We start from the raw sequence: 12063 nt of genomic DNA on the forward strand, positions 1-12063 counted from the left end.
GGTGACGGTCGCAACCCGTTGGGGGAAAACCCTACTGACACGCGCGCTCACGGTCGGCATGCTGATGGTGATGACGGTGCTGCTGGGATCCCCGACTGTGCACGCCGACGGAGGCGGGTCGGACACCGACGTGCACATCGCGCAGTCGCTGGGCGGCCGTGAGCTGACGGTGGTGATTCGCCGGGTCGGCCCGGTGCTCGGCCCGCTGCAGGTGGACGTGGTCACCCACGCCGGTGATGCACCCGGAAGCCTGCAGCTCACAGCGACCACCGCGGGGGCCGCGGGCAGCTCCGGCCGCGTGCAGCTCGGCGCGCCGGGCATCTACACCACGACGCTCGACGTCGACCGGCCCGGACCGTGGGAACTTCTCGTCGACGACGGGCACACCGTGGCCCGCATTCCGTTCTTGGTCCCCGTGCAGCTGACCCCGCCGTGGAAAAAGGCCAGTGATTACGGGTTCTTCGCCGCCGGGGTGCTGCTGATCGTCTCTCTCGGCGTGGCACTCCGGTCGCGGCGGGGCGCGGTCACGCTGATCCCGGCGACCGCGATGGTCGTCGCTCTGACCGTCGGCGTCACGGGTGCCGTGCTGTCGACGTCGTTCCCGCCCCCGCCGCAGCCCGGTCGTGACCTGGACCCCACCGTGGAGAACATCCGCGACCCCTATGCCCGCGTGGCGGCGAATTCCCTTACCCCCGTGGACTATTCGCGACCGCCGGTTAACTTGGCGCTGGCCATGCAGAGCCAGTCACTGGAGCTGCACCTCATCGATTCGGCGACCGGCCGTCCCGTCGACGACCTGCTCATCCACCACGGAGCACTGATCCACCTCATCGTCGTCTCCCCGTCGGGAGCGATGTCGCATCTGCATCCGGTGCGGGTGGCGGCAGGCCGCTATGAGGTGCAGTTCGATCCGGCCGAGCACGGCACGTATGCCGTCGCCGCGGAGATCGCCCGGCGGGGCGGCGGCGTCCAACTGCTGCGCGGCTCGGTTGCCGGCCGCGACCGGGGTCAGGCGCCGACGGCTCCCGGTCCGTCGCCGGCCCGGATCACGACCACGGTGTCCCCCGCCGGTACCCCGAGCACCGTCCGGGCGCGGTTCGGCGACACCGCGGACCTGCAGCCATGGCTCGGCATGACGGGCCACATGATGGTGGTCGGCCCGCTGGACACCAGCAGCCCCGATATCGGCAAACTCGCACTGACAGCACCGGTTTGGGCTCACGCCCACGCGATGGTTCCGCCCGCCCCTGGCGCAGCCGGCGGCCAGCCCGACGAATCAGTGGCCCGCTACGGACCGGAGATCGACTTCACCTACACCTTCGCCCTGCCGGGTCGATACAAGCTCTGGGTGCAGAGCGAACGCAACTACGCCATCCTCACCGCACCGACCGAAGTCGAGGTCCCCGCAGCATGAGCCGTCAACGCCTCATCGTCATCGCCCTGATCGCCGGGGTCGCGGTGGCCGCCGGAATATGGCTGCTGTGGCCCAAACCCGCGCCACCGCTCGTCGCCGAGGCCACCGCGGGCCCGTATCTGGTGCGGATCACCGGCACGCCGCCGAAGGTCGGGGTCACCCCGTTGGTGGTCGAGATCACCGGCAGCGCAGGCGAATCACCGACGCCGGAATCGGTGACGTTCGAACCCGCGATGCCCCAGATGGGCCACGCCACAACGCCTGTGGTGGCCAAGCCCGACGGCACCGAGCACTACCGCGGCGACGTGAACCTCAGCATGCCCGGACAGTGGGAGATCACCGTGCGGATCTCCAATGGCAAAGACCACTACGACGCGGTCCTCAACGTGACCACCACCGGATAGGAAACGCCCATGACCAAAACGGATTCAGCGGGACGGCTCGCCGCGTTCGTGATGCTGGCCGGAACCCTGATCTCCCTGAGCGGGCTCACTTGGGACATCGGGTGGCACGGCGACGTCGGACCGGACAGCTTCTTCACCCTGCCCCACCTCTTCGTCTACTCCGGCGGCGCCATCGCCGGACTGACCAGCCTGACCATGGTGCTGCGCGCCACCTCCGCACAGCGCAACGGCCAGGCTCCCGATCCAACGGTCGGTGGCCGGGCCGTCAAGGTGCTCGGTGTGTTTGCCGCCCCGATCGGCTATCTCGTCGGCGGCATCGCGGCGGCATCGTTCCTGCTGTACGGCCTGTGGGACGAATGGTGGCACGGCCTCTACGGATTCGACGTCACCATTGCCTCGCCACCGCACCAGGGCTGGCTGACCTCGATCTGTGTCACGATGATCGGCACTGCCATCGTGTTCGCGGCGGCTCGAGAACATCGTTGGGGGCGTTGGGGTTTCATGACTGCCCTGGCGGCGTTCGGATCGTATGCGTCGATCACCAGTACCGCGCTGGCCGATGTCAACATGGGCAGCAGCATCGACTGGTTCGTCGTCACCTGGGTGGCCATCCCCGTCGTCTGCGTGCTGCTCGGCTCACAGGTGCTGCCGCGTGGCGGGGCGCTGGGCACCGGTGTGCTCACGCTGGCGGTCAACCTGGCGACATGGTCGTTCGCGCAGTGGGCGGTCGGTTGGTATGCGGGTGTTCAGCACCTCGCGCTGCGTGACTACGTCGAGTTGGGCTTCCCGATCGAGCGGGTGCTGATCCCGGCGGCGGTTCTGGTGTTCAGCATCCTCGTGGAACTGCTGCTGCACTGGAAGGGTTCCAGCGCATGGCTATTGGCCGGCTGCGGCGCAGTCGGCGCGGCGGCCATCACCTGGTGGCTCGAATCGGGCATGCGGCATGCGCCCGGCGACAACGTCGTATTCACCTGTGCCGCTTCGGCTGTCATCGCCGCGATCCTGGGTGCCGCGACGCTGCGGCTCGGGCGAGCACTGCGTGCGGCCGACACCGCGCCCGCCGCACGCGACGATGCGGTGGTCACGGCGTGAAGGCGCGCAAAGTCGCCGCCGTGCTCGGCGCCGTGGTCGCCCTGTGGTTCGGAGCCGCACCGACCGCAGCCGCCAATCCCCTTGACTACGTAGTGCATTCCGAGCACGTCCAGGTCGGGCCGTATCCCGTGACGGTCGGCTTCACTGTCTGGCCGCTGCGGGCCATGCAATCGCTGGATTTCACCTTCGAACCCGACGGCGGTATCGCCGGCAAATCGGGCACGCTCACCGAGATCGCGCCCGATGGCCGGGAAGAAACCGACCGGCTGGGCCGTCATCCGCGCAACCGCGACGTGTGGGGCCTCGACGTGCGGTCGCTGGACTCGTCGGGAACCTGGACGCTGCGATTCACCATTGACGGCCCGCAAGGCCAGGGCACCGGGGAGCTGACCGTCGACGTGCTCAAACAACCAGGCCCACCGCTGCCGCTGAGCTGGGCGATCGGGCTGATCCCGCTGACGCTCACCGTGGTGTTCTTCGGCGTGGTGTGGCTGCGCACCGGCTCAGATCGCCGAGTGACCAGTTGACGCACGCATTTCCGGCGGCGGGGGGACATAACTGGCCACTCGCGCCGAAGCGTCAGGCCAGCGAGTCCACCCAGGCCCGATGCAGCTTGGCGTAATGGCCGTCGCGGCCGATGAGCCCGGCAGGCGGACCGTCCTCGACGACGCGGCCGTGTTCGAGCACCAGCACGCGGTCGGCGATCTGCACCGTCGAGAGCCGGTGGGCGATCACCAGCGCGGTGCGATCGGCGAGCACGGTCTCCAACGCGCGCTGCACCATTCGCTCGCTGGGCACGTCCAGTGACGATGTGGCCTCGTCGAGGATCAGCACGGCGGGGTCGGCCAGGAACGCGCGGGCGAACGCCACGAGTTGGCGTTGTCCCGCCGAGAGCCTGCCGCCGCGCTTGGCGACGTCGGTGTCGTAGCCGTCGGGCAACGTGTCGATGAACCGGTCCGCACCGACCGCTTTGGCGGCCGCCCGGACTTCGTCGTCGGTGGCGTCGGGGCGGCCGAACCGGATGTTGTCGGCCACCGTGCCCTCGAACATGAAGTTCTCCTGGGTGACCATCACGATGTGCCTGCGCAGCTCGGATTGCGAGAGGTCACGCAGGTCCACACCGTCGAGCGTCACCGCACCCGAGGTCGGATCGTAAAACCGGGCGATGAGCTTCGCGATGGTGGTCTTGCCCGCCCCGGTCGTGCCCACCAACGCCACCGTCTGCCCGGCAGGCACCCGCAGCTCAAGCCCGGGCAGCACCGTACGACCCGGCGCGTAGCCGAACGCCACGTCGTGGAACTCGATGTCGCCCTTGACGTTCGACAGTTTCGCCGGCCGTCGTGGGTCGGCGATGCCAGGACGCTCGGCCAGCACGCCTGCCAGCTTCTCCAGCGCCGACGACGCCGACTGGAAGGTGTTGAAGAACTGCGAGATCTCCTGCATCGGCTCGAAGAACATCCGCAGGTACAGCAGGAACGCGGCGAGGGTGCCGACCGTCATCTGCCCGTGCAGCACCCGGTAACCGCCGTAGAGCAGCACCACACCCGTGGTGATGTTGCCGACGAGTTTGACGCCCGGCATGAAGACGGCCAGCAGCTTGAACGTCTTCTCGTTGATCGCGCGATAGCCGTCGGCGATGTCGGAGAAGATCTCCTGGTTGCGCGGCTCACGGCGGTAGGCCTGCACGGCCTTGATGCCCGTCATGGTCTCCACGAACTGCACGATCACCAGGGCGGCGCTCTCCCGCACCACCCGATAGGTCTTGGCCGACTCATTGCGGAACCACCACACCAGCGCCACCAGGATCGGGAAGGCCGCCAAGCACATCAGGCCGAGCCGCCAGTCCAGCGCCACCAGCAGCACCGCCGTGCCGAACAGCGTCAACACCGCGGTGATCAGGCTGTCGAAACCGGTCTCCAGCATGTCCTGGATGGCCTCGACGTCGTTGGTCGAGCGGCTGACCACGCGGCCCGACGTGTAACGGTCGTGGAAGGCGACGTCGAGACGCTGGAAATGCCGGAACACGCGGCGACGCAGTTCCAGCAGCACCCTCTGCCCGATCCGGCCTGAGCGGCGGAGGAAGAACATCCGGCTGACCGCCTGCACCACCACGACCACACACAGCGTGCCGACGATGACCATCAGCTCGCGGGCCGGGCCGCCGGCGACGATGGGCGGTATGCCGCGGTCGATACCGCGTTGCACGAGCAGTGGAACAGCCAACCGCGCAACGTTTTCCACCACGACGACCAGCGCCAGCACGGCAACGGTCCACCGGTACGGACGCAACAACGAGCCGAGCAGTGCCCGCGCCTCGCGACGTCGCGGCACGCTCTCGTCGATGGGCAGATCGTCGTCGGCGTCGTCCTTGACGCGCCCACGCCAGCTTTCGGTCTCGACCGCGGTCATCGGTTGCCACCTCCGATCGTCGCGGGCTCGTCATCGGCGGCCAGCAGATAGCGGTACTGCGGCACCGCGGCGAGCAGTTCGGCATGGGTGCCGACGTGCGTGATGGTTGCCCCAGAAGGACCAACCCTGTCCAGTAGCGCGACCTTGTCCGCCAGCAACACCGTCGACGCGCGGTGGGCGACCACGATGCCGGTGACGTCGCGCAGGATGCGGCCGAGCGCCTCGGTCACGGCGGCCTCGGTGTGCACGTCGAGCGCCGACAGGGTGTCGTCGAGCACCAGGATCTTCGGGCCTGCCAGGATCGCGCGGGCCAGCGAAAGCCGTTGCCGCTGACCACCGGACAGGCTCATGCCCTGCTCACCGATGCGGGTGTCGAGTCCGAACGGCAGGTCGTAGACGAACTGTGCGGCCGCGACGTCGATGGCCCGCGCGAGCTCCTCGTCCGTCGCGCCCGGGCGCCCCAGCCGCAGGTTCTCGGCCACCGACATCGAGAACAGTGTCGGATCCTCGAACGCGGTGGCCACGGTCGCGCGCAGCGCGGGCAGGCTCAGGTCCCGGATGTCCTTGCCGTCGATGAGGATCTGCCCCTCGGTGACGTCGTAGAGCCGCGAGAACAACGCGGCCAGCACCGATTTGCCCGAACCCGTCGACCCGACCAGCGCCACCGTCTCACCCGGCTCGACCGTCAGGTCGATGTGCCGCAGCACCCACGCATCGCTGTCGGGGAACCGGAAACCGACGTCCCGCAGTTCGAGCCGGCCACCGTGCGGTGCCACGTCATGCGGACCGTCGGTGATCTCGCGCGGTGCATCGAAGATCTCGGCGATGCGGTTGGCCGCGGTGAACGATTCCTGGGTCATGGACAGCAGGAAGCCCAGCGACGCGATGGGCCACACCAGCGACAGCATCATCGTGATGAACGCGACCAGTGTGCCCATGGTGACGTAGCCGTGGCCCGCGGCATACGCACCGAGACCGAGCACGACGATGAGCGTCAGGTTCGGGATGACCTCGAGCAGAGTCCAGAAGTTCGCCGACACCGTGACCCGGTCGACCTGGGTGTCGTGCAGCCGGGTGGCCTGCTCATCGAACCGGTCGTACGTGTAGTCCTCACGGCCGAACGACTTCACCACGCGCATGCCCAACGCGGACTCTTCGACATGCGTTGCGACATGGCCGGTCTGGTCCTGAGCCAGCCGCGACAACCGGGTGTACTCGCGTTCGAAATGCAGCACGGTGGCCGCGATCGGCACGATCGACACCACCACCACGACCCCGAGGGGCCAGTACATGGCCAACAGGATCGAGGTCACCACGACGATCTGCAGCGCGTTGAGGATCAGGAACACCAGGCCGAACGACAGGAACCGCCGGATCGTGGACAGATCGTTCATCACCCGCGACAACAGCTGCCCCGACTGCCAGCGACCGTGGAAACTCATCGGGAGCACCTGCAGCCGCGCGTAGAGATCCTTGCGAATATCGGCTTCGACACCCATGGTGGCGCGCGCCACCAGCCAGCGGCGGATGAACCACAACACGGCCTCGGAGATGCCGACGCCCATCGCGGCCGCGCCGAGCAGCCACAGACCGTGCTGATCCTGGTGGCGCACCGGACCGTCGATCACGGCCTTGGTCATCAGCGGAATCGCGACCGTGGCACCCAGGCTGACCACCGCGACCACGAGCATCCAGACCCAGCGCGTGCGGTACGGAAGCAGATACGGCAGCAGCCGCCACAGATCCGAGCTGCCACGAACTCGCGCCCGTCGCGGAGCGATCGCGGGCGCGGATCGAAGAGCATCTGTCGCGGATTCAGTCACCAGACCCTAATTTTCCCATCTGTTGCAATCGATTTACCTCATGCGGCCGTTACAGCGTCATCGGCGAACTGCGTGTAGTACAGCTCGGCGTACCGACCGTCGCGGGCCAGCAGCTGGTCGTGGGTGCCGCGTTCGACGATGCGTCCGTCCTCGACGACGAGGATGAGATCCGCGGCCCGCACCGTCGACAACCGGTGAGCGATGACCAGCGATGTGCGCCCCTCGAGCGCCTCGGCCAGCGCGTGCTGGACGGCGGCCTCCGAGGCCGTGTCCAGCGATGCCGTCGCCTCATCCAGCACCACCACCCGTGATCGCCCCAACAGCAGGCGTGCGATGGTCAACCGCTGCCGCTGTCCTCCAGACAGACGGTATCCCCGCTCACCGACAACTGTGTCCAACCCGTCGGGCATCGCCGCGACGACGTCGTCGAGCCGGGCCCGGCGCAGCGCCTCCCAGAGCTCGTCATCGGACGCATCAGGAGCGGCCAGTTGCAGGTTGGAGCGGATCGACTCGTGGAACAGATGCCCGTCCTGGGTCACCATACCGACGGTGTCCTTGAGCGACGCGAAGGTCACGTCACGCACATCGACGCCGTTGAGAGTGATCGAGCCGCTGTCGACGTCGTAGAGCCGGGCCAGCAACGACGCGATGGTCGACTTGCCCGCGCCTGACGAGCCGACGAGCGCCACCATCTGCCCGGGGCGCGCGGTGAACGAAATGCCGTGCAGCACTTCGTCACCGCCGCGGTCGTCCAACGTCGCGACCTCTTCGAGCGAAGCCAGCGACACCTTGTCGGCCGAGGGATACGAGAACCGGACGTCGTGAAACTCGATGGCCACGGCGCCGTCGGGCACCGCACCGGCGTGCGGCTTTTCAGCGATCAGCGGCACGAGGTCGAGCACCTCGAAGACCCGCTCGAAAGACACCAACGCACTGGCGATTTCGACGCGTGCGTTGGCCAGCGCGGTCAGCGGCGCGTACAGCCGGGTCAGCAGCAGCGCCAGCGACACGACCGCGCCCGCCTGCAGGTGCCCGCCGATGGCCAGCACCCCGCCCAGCCCGTAGACCAGGGCCAGAGCCAGCGCCGACATGAGGGTCAACGAGTTCATGAACGTCGACTGCAGCATCGCCGTGCGCACCCCGATGTCGCGCACGCGGTCGGCGCGCGTCGCGAACTCGTCGGACTCGCGGTCCGGGTCGCCGAACAGCTTGACCAGTGTCGCCCCGGGAGCCGAGAAGCGTTCTGTCATCTGGGTGTTCATCGTCGCGTTGTGTGCGGCCGCCTCGCGTGACAGCCCCGCCATGCGGCTGCCGATGCGGCGGGCGGGCACCACGAACAACGGCAGCAGCGCCAGCGAGCACAGCGTGATCTGCCACGAGATGCTCAGCATCACCGCCAGCGTCAAGCTCAGCGTGACCACGTTGGCGACGATGCCCGACAGCGTGTCCGAGAACGCCCGCTGTGCCCCGATCACATCGTTGCCGAGCCGGCTCACCAGCGCCCCGGTGCGGGTGCGGGTGAAGAACGCGACGGGCATGCGCTGCACATGATCGAACACCGCCGTGCGCAGATCCAAGATCAGGCCCTCACCGATGTTCGACGACAGCCACCGCGTCACCAGCGACACGGCCGCTTCGGCCAATGCCACTGCCGCGATCACCGCAGCCAACAGGACCACCGTCGACGCGGGACCGCCCCGTGTGATCGCGTCGACCACGCGACCGGCCAGCACCGGCGTCGTCACCGTCAGCAATGCACTGACCACGCTGACCGCGACGAACCATGCCAGCCTGCGGTGGTGACGTGCGGCGAACCGCCAGATGCGCGCCAACAGCCGTTTGTCCGCCAGCGTGCGCAGGTCGCCGCCGCGGGCATGCGCCTGCCGGTACAGCGTCTGCCGCGCCACTGATTCGATACTCATGAGCCTCACCGTAAAACCTCAACAATTGATGAGGTCAACGACTTCCCGGGTGTGGCTCAAATGAAACCGAAGTAGCCGATCACCCCCGCCGCGGCGACCACGATCAGGGGGTTGACCTTGGTAAACATGAAAACCGCAGTGCACACCGCCGTGACGCTGTACGCCCGCCAGTCATGGTCGGCGGCCCGGCTCATCACCAGCGAGGTGGCCAGGATCAACCCGACCGTCAACGGCGCGAAACCCCTCTCGACCGCATGGCGCAGCTTGGATTTCTCGGCCTTCTGCCAGAACAACGTGACGACGTAGACGAACGTCGCGGCCGGTACCACCATGGCGATCATCGAGACCACGCCGCCGACGATCGCCGCGGGAATACCACCGGCCTGCAAACCCGCCCCGTAGCCGACCATCGACACGATCAGGATGCTCGGGCCGGGTGCGGTCTGGGAGATCGAGAACAGGTCGGCGAACTGACTGTTGGTCAGCCAATGCCTGCCGTTGACGGCATGCATGTGCATTTCCGGCAACACCACGTTGCCGCCGCCGATGGACAGCAGCGACAGCATGCCGAACAGCCCGATCAGCTGCACATAGGTGGCCAGCGAGTGGCTGTTCATGCCGCCGGCTTCTCGCGCACGCCGCGCGGCCACGCCCAGATCAGGCTGATCGGCGCCAAGATCGCCAGCGTCCCCAGCAACGGGAACCGCAACACGCCGTTGAGCACGAACGCCCCGGCGAACAACAGCACCGGCACCACGCCCGTCAGGCACTTCTGCCCGGTCTTGATCACCATCGTCAGTGTCAGGGCCACCGCGGCCGCCGACGCGCCGTGCAGCACCCCTTTGACCGCAGGCACCTCCTTGAACCGGAAGTACGCGAACGACAGCGCCAGCACGATCACCAGCGGCATGGCGCACAGGCCGAGCACGGCGGCAGCGGCCCCCGCCATGCCCCGCATCTTGGTGCCGGCGAACACGGCCATGTTGACCTGGTTGGCGCCGGGCAGGATGCGGCACATCGTCATCGCCGAGAGGAACTCGGCCTCCCCGAGCCAGCCCTTCTCGACCACCAGCACCTCACGCGACCAGGCCGAGAGCCCGCCGCCGAACGAGGCCAACGCGATGTGGTTGAACGTCCACGCCAGCTCGAACAGCGAGACCCGCTGTACTCCAGCGTCGAGCTGCTCACTCATGGACCAGATCTGGGTCGTGCGGAAAGTCGTCCTCGTGATGCTGCGAGGGGTCCAGCGGATCCGGCGGCTCGTAATGGTGCGAGGTTTCCCAGTCGGCGTCGAACACCTGGCTCAGTTGCCCGACGACCGCCGGATCCTCGACGGTGATGCCGAGCTCGCGACGCAGGTCGAAGGCGCTGCGGTCGATGTTCATCGAACCCACCAGGGCCTGGTGGTCGTCGACGATGACGAGTTTGGCGTGCACCCGCAGGTTCTTCTGCTTACGCACCTTCACCCCGAACCGGCGCAACGTCCGCAGTGAGGCGAAGGTGTCCAGGATGTCCCAGTCGCTGATGCCGTGCCTGCCGCCGCACAACACGTGGACGTTGACGCCACGGCCCACCGCCGCGGCGATGTGGTCGAGGATCACGGCGTCCACGTACTTGGGATGCTGGATGCGCAGCCGATGCTCGGCGGTGTCGATGAACTTCGCCATGTGATAGCGCGAATTCGAGTTGCTCCACAACAACCCGCGATAGACCGTTGGTTCCCATTCCGTGTGCGACCAGTCCGCGTCGAACACCTCGATGATCTGGGCCACCTGCACGCTGTCGGTGGTGATGACGCCGTAGTCGCGGGTGAGGCTGAAGTACTTCTCGCACAGGTTGAAAGTGGCCACCAGAGCGGCCTGCTCGTCGACCACGATCGACTTCTCGTGCGTCACATAGAACGTCGGATTGGACCACTGGACGTTCACCCCGGCAGCGGAGAGTTGTTCGTAGGTCTCGTCATTCGCGCGGTCCCCGCCCGACCGCTGGGGGTTCAACATCACCCGCACCGCGACCCCGGCCCGGTGCCGGTCGATCACCGCGGCCACCAACGACGGCTCGGTGAACGTGAACTGTTTTATGAGCAGCGAGCTCTGCGCGGACGAGATGAAGTCCAGGACCGGTTGCACACCGTCATCGGGTTGGACGATGAGCCGCGGCGACACAGGCAGCATAAGGGCCGGATGCTAGCACTCAATGGTGTCGGCCAGACGTGCCTGCGCGAATCGGAGTACGTCATCGGGCAAGATGGCGGGCATGGACAGTTCTGCCGGTGGGGGTTCCCCCCGAGTGCTCGTGGTGGATGACGACCCCGACGTTCTCGCTTCGTTGGAGCGTGGGTTGCGGCTGTCCGGGTTCGACGTGTCGACGGCAGTCGACGGCGCCGAAGCACTGCGCAGCGCCACCGAAACCCGGCCCGACGCCATCGTGCTCGACATCAACATGCCGGTGCTCGACGGCGTGAGCGTCGTGACGGCCCTACGCGCAATGGACAACGACGTTCCGGTGTGCGTGCTTTCGGCGCGCAGCAGCGTCGATGACCGCGTCGCCGGGCTGGAGGCGGGCGCGGACGACTATCTCGTGAAACCGTTCGTGTTGGCCGAGTTGGTCGCCCGGGTCAAGGCCCTCCTGCGCCGGCGCGGCTCGTCGGCCACGTTCTCGTCGGAGACCATCCAGGTCGGTCCGCTCGAAGTCGACATCCCGGGCAGGCGCGCGCGGGTCAACGGCGTCGACGTGGACCTGACCAAACGGGAATTCGATCTGCTCGCGGTGCTCGCCGAACACAAGACCGCGGTGCTGTCACGTGCGCAGCTGCTGGAATTGGTGTGGGGCTACGACTTCGCCGCCGACACCAACGTCGTCGACGTGTTCATCGGCTATCTGCGCCGCAAGCTGGAGGCCGGCGGTGCGCCGAGGCTGCTGCACACCGTGCGCGGGGTGGGCTTCGTGTTGAGGACCCAGTAGCGACATGACGAGCGCTTGCGCGAGGAATCAACGGC

General features: G+C 67.4%; 11 protein-coding genes. 5 read left to right on the top strand and 6 right to left on the bottom strand.

Translation table 11 applies throughout. The annotated features are described in order from the left end of the window. The first annotated feature begins 1 nt into the window (after position 1). The 4 genes from A5784_RS22000 to A5784_RS22015 are packed head-to-tail and all read left to right on the top strand — an operon-like array spanning position 2 to position 3437. Positions 2-1414 (top strand): DUF8832 domain-containing protein, encoded by a 1413-nt coding sequence (locus A5784_RS22000; RefSeq protein ID WP_197514832.1) that lies wholly within the window; start codon positions 2-4, stop codon positions 1412-1414. Continuing rightward, positions 1411-1818, top strand: coding sequence for a FixH family protein (locus A5784_RS22005; RefSeq protein WP_064947018.1), 408 nt, complete (start codon positions 1411-1413; stop codon positions 1816-1818). The genes A5784_RS22000 and A5784_RS22005 overlap by 4 nt, the downstream gene beginning before the upstream one ends. A gap of 9 nt (positions 1819-1827) precedes the next feature. Further along, complete coding sequence (locus tag A5784_RS22010) at positions 1828-2910, top strand: hypothetical protein (protein WP_064947019.1); 1083 nt, start codon at positions 1828-1830, stop codon at positions 2908-2910. After that, positions 2907-3437, top strand: coding sequence for a hypothetical protein (locus A5784_RS22015; protein WP_082945006.1), 531 nt, complete (start codon positions 2907-2909; stop codon positions 3435-3437). The genes A5784_RS22010 and A5784_RS22015 overlap by 4 nt, the downstream gene beginning before the upstream one ends. Positions 3438-3489: 52 nt before the next feature. On the opposite strand, the gene A5784_RS22020 is transcribed toward A5784_RS22015, so the two are convergent. From A5784_RS22020 to A5784_RS22045, 6 genes are read right to left on the bottom strand one after another with little or no spacing between them, the layout of a single operon-like run. Continuing rightward, on the bottom strand, positions 3490-5319 hold the full coding sequence (locus A5784_RS22020) for an ABC transporter ATP-binding protein (protein ID WP_064947020.1): 1830 nt from the start codon (positions 5317-5319) through the stop codon (positions 3490-3492). Then, complete coding sequence (locus tag A5784_RS22025) at positions 5316-7142, bottom strand: ABC transporter ATP-binding protein (RefSeq protein ID WP_064947021.1); 1827 nt, start codon at positions 7140-7142, stop codon at positions 5316-5318. The genes A5784_RS22020 and A5784_RS22025 overlap by 4 nt, the downstream gene beginning before the upstream one ends. Before the next feature lie 38 nt (positions 7143-7180). Next, positions 7181-9064: an ABC transporter ATP-binding protein gene (locus tag A5784_RS22030; protein ID WP_064947022.1), complete on the bottom strand. Its 1884-nt coding sequence runs from the start codon at positions 9062-9064 to the stop codon at positions 7181-7183. Positions 9065-9120: 56 nt separating this feature from the next. Next, entirely contained in the window at positions 9121-9681 is a 561-nt protein-coding gene (locus A5784_RS22035; protein WP_064947060.1) for a chromate transporter, read from the bottom strand. Then, a complete protein-coding gene (locus tag A5784_RS22040; RefSeq protein WP_064947023.1) occupies positions 9678-10256 on the bottom strand; it encodes a chromate transporter in 579 nt (192 codons plus the stop codon). Before A5784_RS22040 ends, A5784_RS22035 begins: the two co-directional genes overlap by 4 nt. Next, positions 10249-11238: a phospholipase D-like domain-containing protein gene (locus A5784_RS22045; RefSeq protein WP_064947024.1), complete on the bottom strand. Its 990-nt coding sequence runs from the start codon at positions 11236-11238 to the stop codon at positions 10249-10251. The genes A5784_RS22040 and A5784_RS22045 overlap by 8 nt, the downstream gene beginning before the upstream one ends. Positions 11239-11311: 73 nt before the next feature. On the opposite strand from A5784_RS22045, the gene prrA reads away from it, so the two are divergent. Next, positions 11312-12028, top strand: coding sequence for a two-component system response regulator PrrA (gene prrA / locus A5784_RS22050; RefSeq protein WP_170064294.1), 717 nt, complete (start codon positions 11312-11314; stop codon positions 12026-12028). The last annotated feature ends 35 nt before the right edge of the window (positions 12029-12063 follow it).

This window comes from Mycobacterium sp. 852013-50091_SCH5140682, assembly GCF_001665685.1.
Taxonomy (GTDB): domain Bacteria; phylum Actinomycetota; class Actinomycetes; order Mycobacteriales; family Mycobacteriaceae; genus Mycobacterium.